The organism is Pseudomonas sp. ADAK2 TE3594, from assembly GCF_053628675.1.
The window spans coordinates 6704718-6727456 of sequence record NZ_JBRJGV010000001.1; the positions used below are offsets into that span (position 1 = coordinate 6704718).

Genomic DNA, 22739 nt, shown 5'->3' on the forward strand with positions numbered 1-22739 from the left:
GCCGTCCTCAAAAAAAGTCCACAAACGGACTGTTCCGACGGGCAGGCTTTTCATGCCGTCGGACAAAGCAGGCATAATACCGCGCCTTCGCCCACGAAGCGCCTTTCCCACACAGCCGGTCGCCCCCTTGAACGAACGCCCGATGTCTACCGCCTTACGCCCCTCGGCCTGCCCGGGGTTGCTGCGTATCGTCCCGGCGCTGGATGGCGGAATCTGTCGGATCAAATTGAACGGCGGCTCGATCAGCGCTGCCCAGGCTGAAGCGGTGGCCAGCGCGGCCGAACGGTTTGCCGGGGGCGTGATCGAGGCGACCAATCGGGCCAACCTGCAGATTCGCGGGATCGGCAGCGAACAGACGGCACTGATCGACAGCCTGCTCGCCGTTGGATTGGGCCCGCGTACCGCGGCGGGCGACGATGTGCGTAATCTGATGCTCAGCCCGAGCGCCGGGATTGATCGGCACATGCTCTTTGACACGCGTGCGCTGGCGGAACAGATCCTCACCAGCCTGCAAAGCCACGAACGTTTCCACGAGCTCAGCGCCAAGTTTGCCGTGCAACTCGACGGCGGCGAAGGCTTGGCAATGCTCGAGCATCCTCACGACCTTTGGTTGAGCGCCGTTGAGCAAGAGGGCGAGTGTGTGCTGGCCTTCGGTCTGGCGGGTTGCCCGACCCAGACTCCGTCGGGCGCGGTGCGACTGGAGGACGGCCATGCGCTGGTGATCGCGGTGCTGGAGCTATTCCTCGATCTGGCGCGTCCGGACCAGACGCGCATGCGCCACCTGCTGACCGAATACCCGGTTGCCGGGTTTGTCGCTCAAGTGGCTGAACGTGTGCCGCTACTGCCCGTCGTGAGCGGGTCGCGGGTTACGAACTCGAACGTTCTGCACCCGAGTGTTCTACACATTGGCGCTCATCCTCAGCGTGAAACCGGCCGTGTCTATGTCGGCGCGACACCGCCTCTGGGCCGACTCGCTCCCGCCATGCTCCGGGGCGCCGCACAACTGGCCCGCGAACGAGGTGACGGCAGCCTGCGTTTCACACCTTGGCAAAGCCTGTTGCTGCCAGATATCCACGAAGACGACGCCGCTCAAGTTATCCACGGCCTGGAAAATTTGGGCCTGTGCTGTTCAGCAGACGATGCCTTGGCGCATCTGATTGCCTGCACCGGTTCGGCAGGGTGCGGCAAAGGCCTGTCCGACACCAAAGGTGATGCGCTGCAACTGGCGACGTTGTTGCAACGCAACGGCCAAGTCTTTGATGTGCATCTGTCTGGCTGCGCGCGTTCCTGCGCGGCGGCACACATCACGCCAGCGACGTTGCTGGCAGTCTCACCTGGTCACTACGATCTCTATTTTCGCGATGCGGCGCAGCCGGGCTTCGGCGCGCTGCACGCACGCAATCTTACTATTGAAGCGGTCGCGGCCTTGCTCGACGCCCGCTCACGGAGCCCCCTTGATGCTTGATTACATCCGCGACGGTCAGGAGATCTATCGCAACTCCTTCGCGATCATTCGCAGCGAGGCCAACCTTTCGCGCATCCCGGCTGATCTGGAAAAACTCGCGGTGCGGGTGATCCACGCCTGCGGCATGGTCGAGGCCATCGACGGGCTGCAATTTTCCGAAGGCGCCGGCAAAGCCGGGCGTGATGCGCTGGCGGCTGGCGCGCCGATCCTGTGCGACGCGCGGATGGTCAGCGAAGGCGTGACCCGCACGCGTTTGCCTGCGAACAACGAAGTCATCTGCACCCTGCGCGATGACAGCGTTCCTGAGTTGGCCCGTGAATTGAGCAACACCCGTTCCGCCGCCGCGCTGGAACTGTGGCGCCCGCATCTGGAAGGCAGCGTGGTGGTGATCGGTAATGCGCCGACCGCACTGTTTTATCTGCTGGAAATGCTCGATGCCGGCGCCCCGAAACCGGCGCTGATCCTTGGCTTCCCGGTGGGCTTCGTCGGCGCCGCCGAATCCAAGGCGATGCTCGCGGCGGACAGCCGTGGCGTGCCTTTCGTCATCATGCAAGGCCGGCTGGGCGGTAGCGCCATGGCCGCCGCCGCCGTCAACGCCCTCGCCACGGAGATCGAATGATGCAGCAACCTGGACGTTTGATTGGCCTGGGCGTCGGCCCCGGTGATCCGGAACTGATTACCGTCAAAGCCTTGCGCCTGCTGCGCGAATCGCCAGTGGTGGCGTACTTCGTCGCCAAGGGCAAGAAGGGCAACGCCTTCGGCATCATCGAAGCGCACCTGCAGGACGCACAAACCTTGTTGCCGCTGGTTTACCCGGTGACCACCGAAGCGCTGCCGGCACCGTTGTCGTACGAACAAGTGATCAGCGATTTCTACGATGCGGCTGGCGAACAACTCGCCGCGCATCTGGACGCCGGCCGTGACGTGGCGGTGATCTGCGAAGGCGATCCGTTCTTCTACGGCTCTTACATGTACCTGCACGATCGTCTGGCCGAACGCTATGAAGCCGAAGTCGTGCCGGGCGTCTGCTCGATGCTCGGCGGTGCGTCGGTACTCGGTGCACCGCTGGTGTATCGCAATCAGAGCCTGTCGGTGTTGTCGGGCGTGTTGCCCCACGAAGACCTCAAGCGGCGACTGGCCGATGCCGATGCGGCGGTGATCATGAAACTGGGGCGCAATTTTCCGAAGGTCCGTCAGGTCTTGGAAGAACTCGGTCTGGCGGAGCGTGCGCTGTACGTCGAGCGCGCGACCATGGCCAATCAGAAAATCGTGCCGCTGGACCAAGTCGAGCCGATGTCCTCGCCGTACTTCTCGCTGATCATCGTTCCCGGTGAAAGGTGGCAAGGCTGATGGCCCACTCCGCTCCGGCGATTGTCATTCTCGGCAATGGTAGCCTCGCCACCGCGCGCAAGATTGCGCAGCTGTACCCCGGCGCATTGATCCATGGGTTGGCCGAACGGGTCGACGGCGCGGACCGTGTTTATCATGAGTTCGGCGCAACCCTGCGCGAACTTTATCAAAAGGACACGCCAATCATCGCGCTGTGCGCCGCCGGGATTGTGATCCGCACCCTGGCGCCGTTGCTGCTGGAAAAAGGTGCCGAGCCACCGGTGCTGGCCGTGGCCGAAGACGGCAGCGCCGTGGTGCCGCTGCTCGGCGGCCTCGGTGGGGTGAATGTCATGGCGCGCGAGATTGCCGCCGGCCTCGACGTCGCGGCGGCGATTACCACCAGCGGTGAGCTGCGTTTCGGCACGTGCCTGCTCAATCCCCCCAGCGGCTATGCCTTGGGCGATCTGGAGCTGGGCAAGCGCTTTGTCTCGGACTTGCTGGCCGGCGAACACGTGCGCATCGAAGGCGCTGCGCCCTGGTTGGCGCAAGCACAGTTACCGCAGGATCCCGAGGCTCATTTGTCGATCCATGTCGGCAGCGCGGAACGAACGCCGGTAGCCAATGAACTGTTGATCTACCCGCGCAGCGTGTTGTTGGCGGTCAGCGCCAGTGTGGCGGATTTGCCCCAGGCGATTCGCGCGGCGCTACGTCAGGCGCGAGTCGCCGTTCAATCGCTGGCGTGCTTGCTGGCGCCGGTCACGGAGATGGCCAACTCGACGTTGCGCGAAGCGGCGCTTGAGTTGGGTGTGCCGCTACGCTTTGCGTCACCCACCAGCGATGCCAGCGAGCTGGCCCGTGGGGCCGTTCCCGCTGCGACGATTGTTCCGGTCGATGCGAATCTGGCGCTGGCAATCGCCGAACAGCCTCTGGACGTCGCGCAGATCGGCCAGCCACGCGGTCGACTGGCGGTGATCGGCCTGGGCCCGGGCGCTGCCGAACTGATGGTGCCCGCGGTGAAGGCCGAACTGGCCAGAGCCACTGACGTGCTCGGTTATGAAACCTATGTGCGCATGGCCGGCCCGTTTCGCCCGGATCAAGTGCTGCACTGCACCGACAACCGCGAAGAAATGCAGCGGGCCCGTCACGCCTTCGAACTGGCAGCCCACGGGCGGTCGGTGATTGTGGTCTCGTCCGGTGATCCCGGCGTATTCGCCATGGCGGCCGCGGTGTTGGAAGCCTTGCATGAGTCGAGTGACCCGGCCTGGCACAGCGTCGATCTGGAGATTCTGCCGGGGGTTTCCGCTTCGCTGGCGACGGCTGCTCAGGCCGGTGCGCCGTTGGGGCATGACTTCTGCGTGATGTCGCTGTCGGACAACCTCAAGCCGTGGTCGATCATCGAGAAGCGTCTGGACCTGGCTGCCGAAGCTGATCTGGCGCTGGCTTTCTATAACCCGATATCCCGTTCTCGGCCGTGGCAGTTGGGCCGTGCTCTGGAAATCGTCGCACAGCACCGTACGCCGCAAACCCCGGTGGTTCTGGGCCGTGATATCGGCCGGCCCGGCCAGACGCTGCGGGTCACTACCCTCGGAGCGCTCACGCCGAAGCAAGTGGACATGCGCACCATGGTGCTGATCGGCTCGTCCACCACGTGTGTGTTCCCCCGCGCCGAAGGCGGCGACTGGGTGTACACACCGCGCTGGTATGGTAACAAACCCCTCTGCTGAACCCTGGCGGCCCGCTCGGGCCGCCTCCATCACCTCAGTCCGTTTATTCCCCTCGATTGTTTCGGCATTTGTGCCTGTAAACCTATTCGGTTGTTTGAGTGGGATTTTGTCGTCTGCCACGAAGAATTTTTATTCTGCCTTGTAGGAAGTTCTACTTTGATGCCGGGATTCTTCAGTGTGTGACGAATCATGATTTCAGGCGTTTGTTATAAGGTCGGGGCTATAAAGGGTTTTTCGGAGTTCTGACTTGTACGTCATGGGTAAACGAATAAAAGTGCATAAGTCTGTAACACGGAGTGTAGTGTTTGTTTGGTAATTAATTGAATTCCTTGTTGCTTGAATGGTGCTCGGGCGGCAGGTTATTTTTATGTTGTGCATTGTTGGTGTTAGTTAGTTTTGGCGTGTGTGTACAACGTTGCAGAGAGAAAGAGGTTTTGGTGCTCATCCCGGAGGCGCAGGGCTTTCTTTGTCTTATTGGAAGCAGGTCAAGTGTCCGGGTGCCTGAGTGTGCTTGTGAAATTATCCTTGTCTAGAGTCGGCCTCGGCTATTTGTACACAATAAATGGAAGTGTTGTTTATGAGTGAATCTAAGTTTTCGTTTGCGGGTGGCTACGTCAATTTTGTGGATTTGTTCAAACGGGTGGATTTTGAACAGGCATTAATATCGCACAAAGGCTCTGATCAATATGATGCGGTGTTTCGCTATTACTTGGGTTGTGTCGATTCGCTGGATTCTCCACAACTGTTAGAGCCGTTAGGGCTGCTAAAGCAAGCATTGGGGGCTTTGGAGGGAGGTAGCCGCCGGCGCCGTGCGGCAGAGTCGCAGCCATCTTTGAATGGTGGTGCCGAGGCTGATGATTTGGCGCAAATCTACAACAAAGTAGAGGGGTTCGAAGCGCGTCTGCACAACAGCCTTGAGCAACTGAAGACACCTGCCACCGAAGTGCCGAAAAATCTGCATTTTGTCTGGCTTGGCGGCGGCGTCGGGGCGATTCAGCGTGACTACATCAATATATGGAAGCAGGTGATGGCCGCAGAGGGCTATCACCTCAGTCTCTGGTACGACAGCGACGCGCTGCTGGCCTATGAAACCAACCGGGTCATTGTCGAAGCCGCCAAGGCCGACGCCATGCTCAATGGCGGGCAAACCAGTGCTGACGCGATTGAACTGGGCGACCGCTATGAAGAACGTGCCATCGTTCTGAAGCAGCAAATGCATGCACACATTACGCAGGCGGTGGAAAACGGCGGCAGCGCCGATGACGCCAGAATCGATTTACTGGTTCGAGCCTACGGCCAGGATGAGGTGCGACTGAGCGTCCTGAGGAGCGATAACCGGCTCAGCCTCTCGGCATTGGCCGGGGGGGGGCTGGTGCTACGCGATCTTGCCATTGGTGAGGCACCGCTGCATTTGCAGGATATCTACGAGCGCGAGATCAGCCTGCGTGGCAATTTTGCGGCGGCCTCTGACATTGTGCGCGCCGAGGCTTTGGTCGCCGAGGGCGGCAGTTACACCGATGTCGATAACCTGCCACCGCTGTTGGAAAAACTGGGTGAGGTAGATATCCGTGCGTTCAAGACAGACGCGCGCCTGGGTGTGCTGCAGTTGATGCTTGATCGCAATCCTGAATGGATGCCTGGCCGTCAGGCATTGCGCAGTCGATACACCAACTACTTCGAACAGATCCCATTGGAGCATCGCGAGGCACTCGAGCGTTTCGCCAGCAGCCAACCCGAGCTGAGTCGTGTTTTTTGCCCCCCGGTGGAGCGTTTGGTTCAACCGGACGGGCTGCGAGCAGTCGCCGAACAAAGCACCTTGAGCAACGCTTTTCTGATGGCCCACCCTGGGTCAGCGATGCTCAAAGCCGTGCTTGAGCGTTTCAGGCTCAATTATGCAATCGTCGATGCCACCGCTCGCCTGGCCGATGAGCAAAACATTGTCCTCACCGATGCCGAGGCCATGAGCGGTCTTGCGCTGCAGGCCGCGACGCAGGTTTTCGGTGCTCTGCATGAGCTGTCGCCGGAAGAAGAACTGGCAGCGTCTTTTCTGGTCCAGGCTGCCGCCACCTACTACAGCGACGGCATCCGCCCCCAGAGCGAGGTGACGATCTATCTGACGGGGCCTGCGGCCGTGCGTGCGGGAATGGCGGACTATGAAAAGACGCATTTTACGCCTCGAACCGCCGAAGAGTGGCGAGCGGAGGTTGCCATCCCGGTCATCGCCACGGTCAACAGGGCTACCGAGGAGGAGCTGGATCACTCCTGGAAAGAGAATGAAAGTGACACCAGGCAATGGCTGGACAACGAGAAAAAACGTTGGCAAGAGGGCCGGTTCAAAGCCCGTTATGCGGGTGATCTGGCGCAGTTGCTCAAATACCGGACCCTCGACTTCGAGGAAGGCTGGCCGGTGATCGAGGGGCGCCATGTGCTGTCCACCGACCTGTTGCAACATCTGGCCGATGAGCTGGGTGAGCCGTTCATGCGGATGATGAATCGTGGCCATAACGGTGCGGTGACCTTCGACAAGGCCATACCACTAAGCTTCGATGAGCGTCAGTCGATCCTGGCTCAAAGCGACGCTGCGTTGCCGCCTGCATCGTTGAGCGATCCGCAGACGCAACAGCTGTCGCTCGATACACTCCTGAGTGGACTCGCCAAGGGCACTGTCGAAGTCGCTCGGTTGAGCCCCATGCAGCGTCTGCTGCTCGGTGCCTTGACCGGTGCGCAAGCATTGGATAATCGCAGCTTCGACGCGGTTCGCCCGCAGCTGGATAACCTGGCCAACAGCTTCGGCGAACCAGGGACGGCGGGCCGCTACGCGACGATCGAACACGCACTGTATCAACGTCAGGTCCCGGCGTTTCTGGCCGGGCTTGCCAGCCCTCTCGATCATCCGCCAGCGCTTTCCGAAACCGCCCTGGGGCTGAAGAAAAATGCGCTGGAGCAACCTCTGACGTTGCGCCAGTGGGGCAAGCAGGTCGCCCGAATCCAGCAGGTCGCGAAACTTGAATACCGTGACCAGATTGTCGAGCACCTCGGTGCTGTTCTGGACGGTTTTGATGCGGGCACCGTCAAGCTGGTACCGCAGGATTTACTGCTACAGGGCGCTGGTGACAGGGTGGGTGGACGTTGTTATCCACTGGCGCTGGTAATGGCGGCAGCCTTGTCGGAGGGGAAGGCCGCGGCCTACATTCTGCGTGAGCGATTCTATCTGGGGGTTATCGAGCCTGAGGGGAACGATTCGGCGATTTTTCTGCACAGCCTGGAGGCGTTGCGCGGTGTGCAGATCAGCGAGGTGGGCAACGCGCTGGCGCGTTCGGATCTGAATCAGGTCGTGAACATTCTGCAAGCCAGAACTGCGACCAGTACGCTGATGCTCAACTCCGATAATCACGCCATGCTGGTGGCCAAAACCATCGAGGGCGAACGCAGCACTTATCACTTCTACGATCCGAATTTTGGCGTATTCGAGTTCGAGCATCCGACCCTGTTCAGACAGGCGTTGGAACAGTTCTTCCTCCGGCAGGGGATGGCCAGGCATTACGCGGCCTATGGCGATGCGGCGCGTCCGACCTTCGATCTGATCGAACTGGAAGGCGCGCGGGTGTCGGGAGTGGCATTGCCTGGGGCAACTCCGGTCTCGAAACTGCTGCAACCCGGCACGTTGGCGGGACAGTCGCAACGCCCGGTCAGGCAGCGTCTGGCCAGTGCCCGCGGACAATCATTGATGAGTAACCCTCGTCTGGGCAGTTGTCTGCTGGCGCTGGACAGTCATTGGTGGGCGCAACAGATCGCGCAAGTGACGACCCGCCTCCGGCAGCAGAATCAGCTGGCACCACAGCTTGTGCCGCTGTTCGAAACCCTGGAGGTCATGCCGGACGGGGCGTACCGGATGAACCTGATCGACCCTGCAAACCCTGAGCATGCGGTACGAGTCATCACCGAGGACCATCGACTCTTACGCATTAAAAATTACCTCTCGGAACGTTTTTCAGCCTTGGCCAACAAATCGTCCGCCCCGGGCGATCCTGTCGATCCCACCGATGTTGGTAGTGTCCACACCCTGAACGCCGGCTTCGCCATACAAGCGCTGATGAACGCATTGAGAGGGCAGGAAGGGCCTGACCGGCCGCTGACCCTGGCGGTCCGGTTACACGCCTATGTCAATTACGCGCAATTGGTGCATGGCAACGTGGTCGATGTAGCGGGTCTGGTAAGCCTGGTTCGGCAGGCACTGGTTGAAGAGAAACTGATCGCCCATACCGTCGCGCCAGTGGTCAGAGCGGCTGTGGGGCCGAGCGTGGGCGAAGCGACAGGGGGACTGTTGCAGTTGGCGAATGTCGGGTTCGACATCTACCAGTTGGCGACTGCGCAAAGCGATGTCGAACGTGCCCGGTTCGGGACGCAACTGACTTTCGACTCGGCCAGTCTGGTGTTGTCGGTGGGGGCTTATGCTGTCGGCGTCACAACCGCTGGGGCGTTTCTGGGCGGGGCTGCGGTGATTCTGGCAGGGTTGGCGGTGGGGGTGGCGGCACTGGCTCAGGGTTTTGCTGTCATTGCCGAAGAAGCCAAACAGGTCGGGCTGTTTTTCGATGAAATCGAGAAGGCCCATCGCCAAGCCTGTCGATTCGACAGCGCTTTGGACGCGTGGATAACGCGCTCGTCGTTGATCGTTCAGACGCTGGATCTGGTCGCCGGCAAACTGCTGCTCGACAGCCCCAAGCTGTACCCGCTGCGTGATCATTTCGGGGTGCCGACCTTTGATGGCGATTACGAGCGGGCGATCAATATTCGTCGAGAACTGGGTCTGCCCGGTCACATAACATTCACTCCATCCGCCGGGCAGGTCATTGTGCTGCCCTGCACACCGCAAACCTGTTATGGCTATGAGTACAAGGCGCTGCCCTTCGCTACGCTGCGCCATGACACCGGGTTCGACACGGCCCGACGCCTGGAGAAAAGGAAAGCGGATGGCAGCCGTCTGTTTCTGTTTTCCTTCTATTCATTTCCCAGCGAGTACATCCTTTATCGCCTGTTCCCGGTCTATCGACCAACAGTGATCAATGTGCTGCTCGATGCCGTCGAGCGCTCACTGGTGGTGCCTGTTCTGCCGCCGATCTGGCACGGAAAAGTCACCTATCAGATCCGGGGAGCCGGCAAGCAATGCGCATTGGTGCTCAATCCTGGGGTGAGTCTGACACTCGACTCAGCCAGCGGTACCTCGCGATGGGTGCTGGAGGCGTCCTGGGCCAGCGAGCAAGACGTTGTTCTGGGGGGGCCGGCGGGCCTGCAGATCGGCACCGTCAAGGTGGAGTTCACAGGCAGAGGTCTTCACGACGTCCTGATCCGGATCGCCAACAATCAGCTGTTCCAGCTTGCACGCGCAAAACAGCAGATGAGCCTCGTCGAGCAGGATGTGCCATCGGGTATGGATCGGCAGACGTTGCAGGAGCATTTCAAGGTTCTGGCTCGAGAACATCGTTTGGTGATGCCGTATACGCCGGTTCACCACTATCTGATTCCGTTCGAGAAACCGGACGAGCCCCGGTACACGACGGCCTGGTACGACGCGAAGGAGGATCGTTTCCTGTACATCCGTAGCGAGGAGGTAGGGGCCGCCGATGAAGCACTGCTGGGGACGGTGGCAAGCGGCTACGCCTATTTCTACGAACCGCAGAATTACGAAATATGGCAAGTCGACGCGGTAACCGGGCTGCTCAGTCACCGTTATCGGTTGCTGCTCAAAAACCCGGCAGCCACCATCACGAGCGTCGAGGCAGATGCGCAGGGGGTGATTCACGTCGTACAGGAAATCGCTCGCGAGAATCAGGGCTGCGATGTACTGGTCTACGTGATCCATGACGGGCAACTGCTGCTGAGTTCGGTCACCCGCGACATGGATCCGGCGCTGGAGTCGGTCTTCAGTGCCAGCGACACACTGGTCGACTGGTCGCAGGTACTGGGCCGCTATTACCCCTTTACGCCTGTCACTGCCGATCACGCCTTTGTCACTGTCGACTGGCAGCCGGCGCCCTTTGTTTCGGTCTGCTGGACGTTCGAAGCGAACACACGGGACATGGCTTGGGTTCGTCACAGTGACCACCTGATCATCCGTCCCTCTCCATGGCTTCATCGTGGGCGCGGCTGGGCCGATTCGATCAAGAACATGACTGATCTGACACTGCTCACACCGGCGGACGGCAGCGATGTGTTTGTCATCTACGACAGGCTCAAGCAGCAGCTGTGCCGCAAGCAGCGCACCCTGGTGGCGGGCAAAGGGCATTGGTCCCATACGTGGGAACAGCCCGGGGAGCTGGAGAATGTTGTGGCTGTCGAAGGTGGGTACCTGGCGCTGACGTCGCAGGGGCTGTTTTTCAACCTGACGCCCCAGGGATATCTGGAGCTGGGCGGCCTTGGCGAGTCGTGGTTCAAGGATCGGATGCACTGGTGGTCCGCATTGGAACCGCTTGCCCGGCAACACGCAGCCGAGCGTTTTGCCCTGGTCGGCCTGAGCAACTTCAGCGGTGATGCGAGGTTGTGCGCCTGGTACGTCGGCAATCGATTGTTGCTGGCTGATCTGGGCCATGGAAAAGAAGTGCGCCTGCTCGGCGTTACCCCTGATAGCGAGGCGGCCTGGTTATTCGATGTTTCGAACGGCGAAGTCTATCGTCAGGCGTTCTTCGCTCCGCAGAGGCTGGAGCCTGCGTTCGGCCAAGGCTCGCGATTGCTGGTGGCCGACGCGCTACCCGCCGCCGAGCGTGAATGGGCGCCCTGGCAGTTTGCCGAGGTGACGGTTGAGGGCGCCGGGCTGCGAGGTACCACACTTGAAGGCGTGGTGTTCGAGCTACGTTATCGAGAACCGGCATTGATCACCGGCGTCACCCATGAATGGGTCATGACTCAGGGGGAGCGACCGTACCAAGGCCTCAAACAATTGACGGACAGCCAACCTCATGCCGCGCTGCTGTCGGTAGAGGACGTCGGCAGTCTGATGTGGTTTGTAGTCGATACCGCACGTGTGATTCGGGTGCCAAAGGTCGCGATTCCGGAGTCCTTCGAGCTGTTGGGAACGCAACAGCAGACCAACGTGTTGCTTCATGAAGACAAGGATGGAATGTTGCTGACCTACCCGGACATGGGGCATGCGGGACCACTCAGTTATGTCCGGCGTAATGCCGAAGTCATGGTTATTGAAGGTCAGATGAAAGTCGACGATGTTCTGCCGTTGATGCCGGACGATGTCACGACCCTGATCCTGCGCATGGGGCAAGGTGCGGTAAGTTACCGGCTGTCGAAGGCTGCCTGGCTGAGGCTTGAGTCGGTCATTCTCGATTGCCGGCATTCGCTGGGCAATGCGCAAACGATTCCCGGCAAGTTGATCTGGGAGCTGGAAAATCCTGAAAAGCTGATGCTGAGCATCGTTCAGGAACACCTGGTGATCATTGACCCGGACAGCGGGCACAGTGTGATCTTTCGTGAAGTGTATGCGACGGATTTCAACTTGCGCGGCGAAGTCTTGCTCGGGTTCGAAGGGCATCGACCTTATAGCGTTTCGACACTGGTGCAGAGGCTGGTCACTCGGCAGAGCCTGCATGACAGTGCAACGCTGGGTGAACTTCTAACGGTATCGACTGTTGAGTTGGAAAGCAGCCTGGTGGGTTGATTACCGGCTGTTGTCTGCGATTTGAAAAGCGATTGGGCGATGTGCCCCTCAAGGAACTGAAGTTACTTGAGGGGGTTCGCTTGTGCCTGAGTTTCAAGAGTTAATCCAATAGGGACATTATGAACAGGGACGTTATGAGTGAATTGATGCAGTTGCCCGATACCGGGCAAGGTTTTGTCACGGCTATAGGTTTATCCGGATTCTCCGGTGACCTCGGTGAGTTTGCAGGCAGTGAAGAACACGCCGCACTCAACCGGTATTATACGGCGGCGAGTGAAAGTGATCGGCTGTCTGATCAATTGGCGCCGGCAAAGTTGTTCCTGGAAACGCTTGCCTCGCTGATCCGGCAAAAAACCGGGCCGATGACCGACACGCTTCGCAAAGCCAATGCCGACACCAAAGCTTATGTGGCCAGGATCGAAAAGACGGTAGCAATACTTGCCAAAGTCCATCCACCGGTGCCGAAAAACATGCATTTCGTATGGGTGGGTGGCGCTCTGTTCGGGGATAACCAGCGCGACTACTTCAATATCTGGAAGCAAGTGCTGAGCAAAGACGGACATACCTTGAATCTTTGGTATGACCCTGATGCGCTGATGGCTTTTGATACCAACCGGATCATTACTCAGGCCGCCAAGGCGCATGCCATGGAGTCGGGCGGGACAGAGCTGAGCAGTGCCGCCAAACTGGTCGATTTGATCGAGAAGCGTGTAGTGGTGCTGCGCCAACAGATGTTCGAGCACATCAAGGCAGCGCAAAAACAAGGCATCAAGGCTGATGATGCCCGTATCGATTTGCTGGTGAAAGCTTATGGGCAAGATCGGACGGCGCTTGAAGCGGCGAAAGCCCGATACCTTGAGAGCCACATGGCGATGGCGGGCGAACAGGTTCGAGTGCGCGATGCACGTGCGGCATTTGGTTCGCATTTTCTATGGGACGTATACGAGCGTGAAGTGTCTTTTCGCGGGAACCTGGCCGCGGCTTCCGATGTGGTGCGACTTCAGGCGACAAGTCTGGAGGGCGGGAATTACAGCGATCTTGATTATCTGCCGTTACTCGTCGAGCAGATGGGTGAAGTAAACATCAAGGCATTCAGCTTCGAACAAAAATTGGCTGTGTTGCAGTTATTGCTGGATAAAAATCCGACGTTGATGCCAGGTCGTGACAAAAGCAGGTACAAGAGTTACGCACATCATTTACCTCCTGAACATCTAGAGGCTCTGACCCGATTTGCCGAAAGCAATCCTGAGGTCGCTGACATTTTCGCCGTGACGAAAGGGCTCACCGTTCCAGAAAGTGCTGTCCGCCTGGGGGCACCGGTAGGCACGGAAATGAACGCATTTATCATGGCCCATCCTGAGTCAGGAATGGTTGATTCGATCATGAGGCGAATTCGGAGTAATTACGACACTCTGACCAAGGTTGAGCAGGAACTAATAGCCTCTGGAAAACAATGGGATCGTAATGCGGTAATTGATATCGGAGGCAAAATTGTTGGCGCGAATAATGACCGGGTTACCAATTCGGCATCGGGTCGCTTGGCTTATGTCTCCGCTCTAGCGGACTACCATCGCGACGGTATAGACCCACTGGCGCGAAGCACCATCTCAATGACCGGTCCCGGCGCCGCTATTTGGGGGGTTGAGGACTTTATGGATGCCCACTGCATTGCGCAAAAGGGCGCCGAGGTAAGGGAAAGGCTTCGACTTGTAGAAATCGGGTACAACCGGGCGACTGAAGAAGAGTTGATCAGTGGCTGGGTGGAAAATGTTAAAGAGCCTGAACAGTGGCTGGAGAAAGAACGGCAAAACTGGCGCGACGGTAAATACAAGGCTCGATACACCGGCAATCTTGCGGAGTTGCTGAAGGCGCAGACCCTGACCTTCAAACAAGGCTGGCCGGTGATCGAAGGCAAACCCGTGTTGCTGACATCGGTGCTGCAACAGCTGCTTGATGATCTGGGCGAACCCTTCATGCGCGCGATGAATGAAAAGTTGAGCGGCGACATCACGTTCAACGATCGCATCGCCCTCGACTTTGAGACACGACAGCAAATCCTGGCGCAACCTACCAGCAAACTTCCGGAATCTATAGGCGCCGAGTCGCTTGGCAATATGAACGAGGCATTGGCGCGTATCGCCGGCGGCAAGTTGCCTGCTGAGCAGTTGAGCCCGCTGCACCGTGTCGTGTTTGGCGGCCTGTTCGGTGCACCTACTCTGGATCAGGAGGGGTTCGCACCTGCCTGGAAGGAAACGATCGCCCTCGCCGAAAGCACTCAGGATCGCGGGCTTTTCGCACGTTACGAATTGATCGAGCAGACCCTGTTCAATCGGCGACCGGCGATGTTCGAAGCCGGGCGCAATGCTTCATCCCAGTCCGGGCAGGTGCCAGAAAACTCGCGGGTACTGAAGGCCCAGGCCCTTGCCGCACCGTTGAGCGTGCGGCAGTGGGGGGAGCACGTCCACAGGATCGAAACGGCGACCAGGAACGAATACCGGGCGTCGATTCTGCAGAGAGGGCATTCAGTCCGTGAACGGTTTTTCCAGGCCGGGGCCGCCGCTGTCAAACAGTTGCCGCAGGAGCTGCTGGTCCGCGGGAGTGGTGATCCGGGCCGGCGTTGTTATCCCCTGGCGCTGGTCATGGCCGCAGCGCTTGAAAGTGGCAACACGGCAGAACGGGCCTTGATCGGTAAACTGGCGATTGCCAACCTCGCGCCTGACGCCGCTCAAACCCATGCGTTGCTTCATGTTCTGGATGAGTTGCGCGGCATTCCCATGTCGCAGTTCGGCGAAAAAACGGCGGCCGTGAATCTGAGCGCGACCATGCAGGCGCTGGAAGCGAAAACCTCCACTGGTAGCTTGATGCTCAACACTGACAATCACTCGATGCTGGTGAGCAAGGTCGTGGAGCAGGGTGAAACATCCTATCGATTTTATGACCCCAACTTCGGCCTGTATGCTTTCAGGCGAGCAGAGGATTTGCAGCAAGGCATCAACAACTTTTTGCAGGATGAAGTGATTGCCAGGCTCTATGGCCTCGGCGAGATGTCGAACCTGGCTTTCGATGTGATCGATCTCAATGGTTCGAGCATTGCCGAGAAGTCTTTGCCTTCGCGGGTGACTGTCGGCGATTTACTGAGGCGCGAGCAGATGGCCGGCGGACGGTCAATCGAGCCTTGGCAGCATCACGCGGCATTACGTGCCCGTTCATTGTCGGAAAATGCCCGGCTGGGTGATGGCCTGGCTCGGCTGGACGCCCAGGGTTGGGCGCAACAGATCGAAAGCGCCACCATTCGCTTGCAGGCAGAGCATCAGTTGAGTCGTGACTTTGTGCCGGTCTTTGAGTCATTGAAGACCGGTGCGACAGGCCTGCGTGAAATTACCCTGGTCAATGCCAGGGATGCCGGTCAGACCCGCAGGGTCGTGACCAATGACCTGCTTCTGGACACCATCAAGTCTCACCTGACAGACATTTACCAGACGCTGTCGGTTAAAGCGCCCCGCCCTGGTGTGGTTGATCCGACCGATGCGGGGGCCGTTCATACGCTCAACGCCGGATTCGCCATTCAAGCCCTGTTGTTCGCTCTGAAGGATCGGGAGTCCTCCGAAGGTGGGACAACGGCATTGACGTCTGCGGTGCGCCTGCATGGCTATCTGTCCTATGCACAACTGACCCATGGCCTCGTGGTGGATGTTGTGGAACTGATCAATCTGGTACGTATCGCGTTCACCGACAGTCTATTGGTCGCCAGAACCACCTCCTCGGTGGTGATCAATGCCCTGGGGCATGTGGCCAATGAGGGGGTGGGCAATATTCTTCAACTGGCTGCGGTCGGCTTTGATATTTATCTGCTGGCCAATGCCGAGAGCGAAGCTCAGATTGCCCAGTTCGCAACCCAACTGGCGTTCGATTCCGCAGGCCTGGTGGCGGGGCTTGGCGGGCTTGGCGCATCCCTGCTCGGTGCCGGCACCGCGGCTGCGTTTCTGGGAGGGGCGAGTGTCATCCTGGGGGGGCTGGCGGTCGGCATCGGCGCGTTGGTCGAAGGTTTCAGCGGAATACTGGAGCGGGCCCATCAGGTCGGCAAATATTTGAACCTGATTGAGCAGGGTTATCGCAGCGGCGGGTATTCGCGGATTGACGATGCGCTGTGTATCAGCCCCTATGTCGTCGTCACACATCTGGACCTCGACGCACGGCTACTGCGTTACGGCGGCATACTGAATATTTACGCGGCCATTCCCGATGCAATGCATCCGCCGCAGGGCAATCCGGACCGGTCATTGTCGATCAGCATCCGTGAGTCACTCGGCTATGCATACGAAAGCGCGATTCCCGATGCCGCAGACTTTGATGTCGTCGTGCTCCCGTGCATGCCGCATTGCTACTTCGGATTCGACTATAAGGCATTGCCGTTTTCGACCACCCGCAGGGAGCATTTTGAAACGGCGCTGAAACTCGAGAACGACAGTGAAGGGGAGCGCCAGTTCTGGTTTAGTTTTTACAGGTTCCCGAGCGAATATGTGCTGCATCAACTGGTACCCAATTACTCGCAGACGTTGATCAACGTGGTACTGGATCGCAGAAACCGCTTTCTCCACGTGCCGAAATTGCCAAGAGAGCTGCACAATTTTCTGTCCTACGAAATTCTGGGACGGGGAGGGCAATGTACGGTGATGCTGGCCGAAGGTGTGCGGGCGATCACGCTGACAAAGTACGATGATGCGCCGTCGATGTCCTGGGCATTGAGTGCAGCCTGGCTGGCTGAGAGCGACGTGAAAATTGAAGGCGCTCATGTGCAGTTGGGCGCGATCCAGGTCCATGTCCCTGACAAGTCGCCTTTGCTTGTGCAACTGGACAAGCAGTCGTATCAAGTGGACTGGGAGCAAGGGGGGCTGCTCATCTCCGAGATCTCGATCGGCTCGGGCGATAATGCTTCCGCTGCACAGGCGTCCCTGCGCGAGCACGCGCGTTCCCTGCGTCTGGCCGGTCGCTACACGGCTGTCCGGGATTTTCCTGTCCCCTACAGCGATCCCCTCGAACCGGTTTACACCACGGCCCAATACGACCGCAACGAAGACCGTTTCCTGTTTGTCCGTGGCCTGGATCCGGCCTATCAGAAAGCCGCTTGCCTGGGCGCCATTGTCGACAAGTACGCATACTACTATGTCCCCGACGAAGTTCTGATCTGGCGCACGGATGTGGCCACCGGGCAGGTCAACCGGATTTACCGGTTGATGGATCCAGTGCCGGGCTCAAGGATTTCGGCCTTCCAGGAACTGGAGGGAGGGTTGATACGGATCGTTCAGAAAGTCGTGCTGCGTAACGGTCGTGACATGAAGATGACTTACCTGCTCGGCGCAAATGACCTCTCGCTGTTTTCTGTCATTGGCCCACTGACCGAGGGTCAGAAGGCATTGCTGCAACGCAAGAGCACAGTCTCCCTTTCGTATTTCTTCTGGGATTACGAATTGATGGTACGCGACGAGAAACTCGCGCCTTTCGATGCAGTGAGTGTCGTGGATTATCAATGCGCCCCGCTGACTTCGATCACCTATTGGCATGACGATTCTCGCAATCCCATCAATCTCTGGTTGCGACGCGATGACGGGCTCGTGATCCGGCCGAACGTGGAAGCGGGCTCAGGCAATCTGATTTTACTTAACACCCAGGACGCCGACGGCGATACGTTCCTGTTCTTTGATCAGCTTCATCGCAGTCTCTACCGACAGCGGGTGACGGTGCAGAACGAGGAGCCATCCGTGCCTGCTGCAAAGATTCTGCCTCACGAGGTGGTCGAGGTGTTTTTCCAGGAGCAGCGCCACATTGCGCTCACCCGGAACGGGATGCTGTATCAACTGAGCAGGACTGATGAGTCGCGGCTGGTTGCGCTGAACAAGGATTGGCTGGCACAGGCCGCATCGGCCGCCGGTGACGGTTTTGAATGGCACACGAGCGTTGTGGCACTTGCCGAAGAGACGGCTACCGACGGTTTTGAAGTGTCCGGTGTGCAGAATGTCCCCGGCAATGCGTTCCTGCGTGTCTGGTGCCTGGAACGACGCATGTTGGTTGCCGATATGAGGGCGGGTCAATCCGTACAGCTATTGGCGCAGACCCCAGACAAAGAGGCTGCATGGTTATGGGATCCGGCCTCGGGGCAGGTCTATCGTCAGCCCTTCATGGAGCCCGAAGCGTTTGCGGCGGCCTTTGCCAATGGCACGCGCCTGTTGCATCGAGATCGGTTGCCGGCAATGCAGCGGGTGGCTGCGCAATGGTCTTTCACCCGGATCGCACCCGAAGGCGCGGGATTGCGTGGCTTGACCCGAGAGCATGTGTGGATCGAGCTGTTTGAAGGTGACGCACCTCGTATCGTCGGTGTGGAAAGCGATTTCTTCTTTGGTCTTGGCACCCGGCAGGCGCGGGAAAACAAGCTGCTCCAGTTGATTGCCGGCCGCTTCTGCGCGCCCGTTTTGACCGCAGGCAGATTCGATGATCTCTTTGCCTGGTATGACACAGGTGCCAAGCGCCTGTACTACTCGACCGTACAAACCAATGGGCATTGGCCTGCTTATCTGGGCGCGCGCGATGGCGAAATTGCGCTACTGCACAATACCGTCACCCGCGAGGTGTTCAGTAACAGAAACGGTGCGTGGCTGGTGCCGGACCATGATGTCTGGATGCATGCAGACATGGTGAGTCGGACGGCCCAGGTGATGACGATCCAGACCCGGGACAACATCGAGGACTTGCTGATGCTCATTCCGGACGGTGTCACCATTCTGGTGCTGGGACTCGAAGGCCAGATGACATGCCAGATATCAGAAGCCGCCTGGTTACGGCTCGACTCCCTGATTATCGACTTCCATCAGCCAGCGCCCCGACAGCGTCAATTGCTCGTGCAACTGCCGCCTATGGATCACTGGCGGATCACGTTGGCCGAGGGGCATCTGTTGCTGACCGATCCAGATGATGGGCGCAGCCTGATTTTTCGAAATGTCGACTCCGCCGGAACGGTATCGCGGAACACGTTTAATCTGCTGATCAATGTTTCCGGCGATCAGCTGTTCGTCACCCTTGAGGAGCTGATGCTGGACCTGGAGGAGGGTGTCAGTCTTGATCTGGTGAAACTGCTGGAGAAGGCACTCGAGACGTAGTCCCGTAAGCGGACAATCAGTCTCCAAGGGTCTACGGCAGGCTGCGGGGTTGATCCCCCGCAGCCTTTTTCATGAGGCACTGGCGCCAGGTACGAGATAGCCCTTCACCCCGGTAAAAATAATCTGTGCCGCCAGTGCGCAGACAAACAATCCCATCAAGCGGCTGACGATCTGCAGGCCTTGATCGCCCAGAATCCGTTCTATCCGGTTGGACAGATAAAGCACCACGCCGACCGTGAAACTGGCCAGCGCAATACTGAGAATCGCCGTCAGCTTGTCATCCCAGTGGGGCTGGCTCACGCCCATCACCAGCAGAGCACCGATGGTACCGGGGCCGACGGTCAGCGGAATGGTCAGCGGGACGATGGTCACGTCCTGCTGCACATTGTCGGTCTGTACCGCTGACTTGCCCTGGGCCATGCCCAGCGCCGAGATGAACAGCACACTGCCGGCGCCGATGCGGAACGCGTCCACGGTGATGCCGAAAACACTGAAAATGACCCGTCCGAACAGGTACAGCAAGACGCTGGAGACCAGCGTGGCGGTTGCCACTTTCCAAGCCAGGCGTCGCTGCTCTTTACGCGAATAGCCGCGGGTCAGGCTGATGAAGCAGGACAACACGAAGAATGGGCTGTAGAGCACCAGCATCTTCAGGTAAACGCTGAATAACACGTGGAGCATGGCAAGCTCACTGGCGAGGGAAGTCGTGGGGAGTCTATCAGGCGCTACAAGGTCTGTCGGCTCGCTCAATTCGCGCCCGTCCACGCCGTGCTGCCGGGCGCCTTTCAATTAATGCACGCCGGCATGACCGCGCGGCCACTCTTGCATCAATGCGGGCGGACATCAAATGTTGTTCTTCATCAATTGAGTGGCCTGATTTTTTCTTGTTAGTGTGTTGGATCAAGAAGTCTTCTGTGGACAAGATTGAACATATCAAAAAATCAAAAAAAGCCAGGTAGGCAGGGGTTTTAAATGGAATATGAGTTGAAAGAAAATACCAAAACGATTGCGCCGAAAAACAGTGCTTCGGTTTTACATAACAGTTTGTTGGGTTTTAGTGGCGAGCTTTCAAAGCAGGATAAACAGTTTATAAAAAACAGTGTTAGATATGCAAAGGCCCGCGCGAGCAAAAAATACAATAGCGTCGAACAGGCTGCTGAGTGGTTCGAATATTACTCAGGAGTACTCTGGTCTATCGGTTGGGGGCTTGATCAGCCACTGGTGGAAGTAATCGACAAGAAATTTTCCGGAAGTGTCACGGAGGCGTATCTGGATGTCATGTCCAGGAAGGTCGGGCGTCGTAAGGCTGCGACCCTGGTAAACGCTTTAGATCTGCTGGGGCGCGACGATGTGTTGAAAGGTTCCTTCGCCGCAAGAGTGAGAGAGTCTGCTGAGCTTGAGATTTTGCCCGTCGAGCTTAACCCGGATGGCTCGTTGGGAATATTCGTGAGTCATGTACGTCTTCTTAAACTTGACTGGTCTACTGGCTTTTGGAGCGTCGGACTCTCGATGGCACAACTGGATATCAGGGTGCGTGAGTTCACTATTCGGAAACTAGAGATCGAAAAAAACCGCCAGGTACTGCAGGACGCACTGGATGAGTTGGAAGATCAGGATTTTATCGATCTGATATCGGGCAACTGATCAAACTGAGCCTGTCCGGTGCCATCCACTAGGCGACTTGTGGTAGGGATATTTGATTATTTATGCGTTGTAATTATTTGTATGTGTTCATTGTTTGTGGTTTTTAAGTTGGCTTTGATAGTATTGTTTCTGAGCCGGGTTGGCTCATATTAATAACAAAGGAATGTTGAAGAATGAATCAAGTTACTGTTTTAAATGATGCGGAGCAGGCGGAATTAATTACTGGCCTGATCAAGCAATATCCCGCCTCTCAGGCAAAATTGCGTATGGCGGGTTTTTCGGCAAAGTCGGGGTCGAACCTGATCGACCTTGACAATATTCAAGCGGTGGTCGATGGGCCTAATATTGTCAGTTTGTTGGAAGGCATGACTCGCCGCAACAAAAAAGTTACGCTCAATACTTATCGGTTTGCCGAGATCATGGCCACCAACAAGTACCCCGAAAAAAACCAGATGGAGGAGCGATTTCAGTTTTTGGTACAAGTTCTTACATCGTTGAAATGGACCAAAATTGTCCAGGTTTCCAAGGAGTATGAAAAGAAAACACAAAGTCTGACCATGGCGAATGTAGTGGTCGATATTGTTGGCAGTATCGTCAAGGGCGTCGCCGGAGGAGTCGGTATCCCCTCTCTGGTTTCCGATACCCTTGGCACTCTCAACCAGGACGAAAAAGCGCTCACCCTTTTCAATCGTTCTGTAGAGAAAGACAAGGGGCGTCGTTTTGGAATAGCCTCCGGCGTACAAGACAAGGAAGGTTACGTAAACATGGCTGTGGCGGCTGTCAATTATTCCTCGGAGCCTGGCAACGACGGTGGCGTGCTGTTCTTTGAATGGAAAAGTTCTGAAGTCAACGTCTACCAGGACACTGCGTACATGGTCATCCATGAGGAAGATTATCCCGCGAAAAGGGAGGAGGCGGTAAACGCCTACCTGGATGAGCTGGATGAGCGAGCATTCCAGGCCATTTTAGCCGGTAAGTAACAATGGAACCGGAGGTATTTGCCTCCGGTTTTTTTTGAGTCCAAGAAGTAACGCTTATGTTGAATTTAAACTACGACATGTTTGCTGTTGGTGGAAGCATTTTGTTGCTGTCACATGAACTGAATCAAAGCGTACGGGATGATGTGCTCGATTCGACTTTATATATGCAACTTGCTTCGGCGGCCAAGCTGCCTTCATTGACCGAGTATGAGCAGTGGTGGGAACTGTATCGCTCGCAACTTAATCAGTTTGGCTGGTCGCGTCTTCAGGATTTCGGCGGTTCGTTCAAACCTGATTCGAAGCAGCCGTGCCAGACGATAAGTCAAATAGTGGCATCCAAAGTCAGTCTTTATCTTTCCAGCCCATATGTCGAAGCCATTGACCGTGCGCGGGTCGAATTGTCCAGACTACCGCCACAGAGTGCAGTACGCACTCAACTGCGCCAGTATTCGGTCGCTGAGGATCAGGCCTCGAAGTTGACCAGCGTCCGATTGCAGGTCGGTATTGTCTTGGCGGGTACGCGCTTAATCTGTTTGACCTTCAGTTTCGAAACCCGTGAAACGCTCCCGAACTCAATCATTGAACACATCTTTCGAACAAACGATCTCGTCGGGGAGATCGAGTTCAACGGGTGTATTTCGGTGCTGGATTCGACGGCCTTTGAGCCGTGGCGCAAGAGAGTTGCTATGGCAGTTGCACCTGCTCGTGAGGAGCTTATAAAGGCCGTGCACTCGCTAAAAACCAATGAGTAGGCAGTTGTTTGGGGTGTTCAATCCCTGATAC

General features: G+C 57.7%; 10 protein-coding genes. 9 read left to right on the plus strand and 1 reads right to left on the minus strand.

The window, feature by feature from the left end; translation table 11 throughout:
- Window positions 1-142: 142 nt before the first annotated feature.
- The 6 genes from cobG to AB7M22_RS30170 all read left to right on the plus strand — a co-directional run bounded on the left by cobG (window position 143) and on the right by AB7M22_RS30170 (window position 19332).
- Entirely contained in the window at window positions 143-1465 is a 1323-nt protein-coding gene (gene cobG, locus AB7M22_RS30145; protein ID WP_454188685.1) for a precorrin-3B synthase, read from the plus strand.
- Complete coding sequence (locus tag AB7M22_RS30150; protein WP_454188686.1) at window positions 1458-2084, plus strand: precorrin-8X methylmutase; 627 nt, start codon at window positions 1458-1460, stop codon at window positions 2082-2084. Before cobG ends, AB7M22_RS30150 begins: the two co-directional genes overlap by 8 nt.
- Entirely contained in the window at window positions 2084-2815 is a 732-nt protein-coding gene (locus AB7M22_RS30155) for a precorrin-2 C(20)-methyltransferase (RefSeq protein WP_030128260.1), read from the plus strand. Before AB7M22_RS30150 ends, AB7M22_RS30155 begins: the two co-directional genes overlap by 1 nt.
- Window positions 2815-4518 (plus strand): precorrin-3B C(17)-methyltransferase, encoded by a 1704-nt coding sequence (gene cobJ / locus AB7M22_RS30160; protein WP_454188687.1) that lies wholly within the window; start codon window positions 2815-2817, stop codon window positions 4516-4518. Before AB7M22_RS30155 ends, cobJ begins: the two co-directional genes overlap by 1 nt.
- Window positions 4519-5095: 577 nt before the next feature.
- On the plus strand, window positions 5096-12181 hold the full coding sequence (locus AB7M22_RS30165; RefSeq protein WP_454188688.1) for a TcdA/TcdB pore-forming domain-containing protein: 7086 nt from the start codon (window positions 5096-5098) through the stop codon (window positions 12179-12181).
- A 134-nt stretch (window positions 12182-12315) separates the two neighbouring features.
- Window positions 12316-19332, plus strand: a complete 7017-nt coding sequence (locus AB7M22_RS30170) for a TcdA/TcdB pore-forming domain-containing protein (RefSeq protein WP_454188689.1) — start codon at window positions 12316-12318, stop codon at window positions 19330-19332.
- Window positions 19333-19401: 69 nt separating this feature from the next.
- Here AB7M22_RS30170 and AB7M22_RS30175 read toward each other — a convergent pair whose 3' ends face one another.
- Complete coding sequence (locus AB7M22_RS30175) at window positions 19402-20013, minus strand: MarC family protein (RefSeq protein WP_008011223.1); 612 nt, start codon at window positions 20011-20013, stop codon at window positions 19402-19404.
- A gap of 291 nt (window positions 20014-20304) precedes the next feature.
- Between AB7M22_RS30175 and AB7M22_RS30180 the strand changes: the two genes are divergently transcribed.
- From AB7M22_RS30180 to AB7M22_RS30190, 3 genes are all read left to right on the plus strand, one after another.
- Window positions 20305-20976 carry a hypothetical protein gene (locus tag AB7M22_RS30180; RefSeq protein WP_454188690.1) on the plus strand — a complete coding sequence of 224 codons (672 nt, stop codon included), beginning with the start codon at window positions 20305-20307 and terminating at the stop codon, window positions 20974-20976.
- A gap of 173 nt (window positions 20977-21149) precedes the next feature.
- On the plus strand, window positions 21150-21956 hold the full coding sequence (locus tag AB7M22_RS30185) for a hypothetical protein (protein WP_454188691.1): 807 nt from the start codon (window positions 21150-21152) through the stop codon (window positions 21954-21956).
- 56 nt (window positions 21957-22012) lie between these two features.
- The gene (locus AB7M22_RS30190) at window positions 22013-22708 is read left to right on the plus strand and encodes a hypothetical protein (RefSeq protein ID WP_454188692.1); all 696 of its coding nucleotides are present in this window, start codon (window positions 22013-22015) and stop codon (window positions 22706-22708) included.
- The last annotated feature ends 31 nt before the right edge of the window (window positions 22709-22739 follow it).

Bases quoted from the DNA above. Each gene is read 5' to 3' on its own strand.
- cobG (WP_454188685.1), top strand. From the start codon at position 143: ATGTCTACCGCCTTACGCCCCTCGGCCTGCCCGGGGTTGCTGCGTATC.
- AB7M22_RS30150 (WP_454188686.1), top strand. From the start codon at position 1,458: ATGCTTGATTACATCCGCGACGGTCAGGAGATCTATCGCAACTCCTTC.
- AB7M22_RS30155 (WP_030128260.1), top strand. From the start codon at position 2,084: ATGCAGCAACCTGGACGTTTGATTGGCCTGGGCGTCGGCCCCGGTGAT.
- cobJ (WP_454188687.1), top strand. From the start codon at position 2,815: ATGGCCCACTCCGCTCCGGCGATTGTCATTCTCGGCAATGGTAGCCTC.
- AB7M22_RS30165 (WP_454188688.1), top strand. From the start codon at position 5,096: ATGAGTGAATCTAAGTTTTCGTTTGCGGGTGGCTACGTCAATTTTGTG.
- AB7M22_RS30170 (WP_454188689.1), top strand. From the start codon at position 12,316: ATGAGTGAATTGATGCAGTTGCCCGATACCGGGCAAGGTTTTGTCACG.
- AB7M22_RS30175 (WP_008011223.1), bottom strand. From the start codon at position 20,013: ATGCTCCACGTGTTATTCAGCGTTTACCTGAAGATGCTGGTGCTCTAC.
- AB7M22_RS30180 (WP_454188690.1), top strand. From the start codon at position 20,305: ATGGAATATGAGTTGAAAGAAAATACCAAAACGATTGCGCCGAAAAAC.
- AB7M22_RS30185 (WP_454188691.1), top strand. From the start codon at position 21,150: ATGAATCAAGTTACTGTTTTAAATGATGCGGAGCAGGCGGAATTAATT.
- AB7M22_RS30190 (WP_454188692.1), top strand. From the start codon at position 22,013: ATGTTGAATTTAAACTACGACATGTTTGCTGTTGGTGGAAGCATTTTG.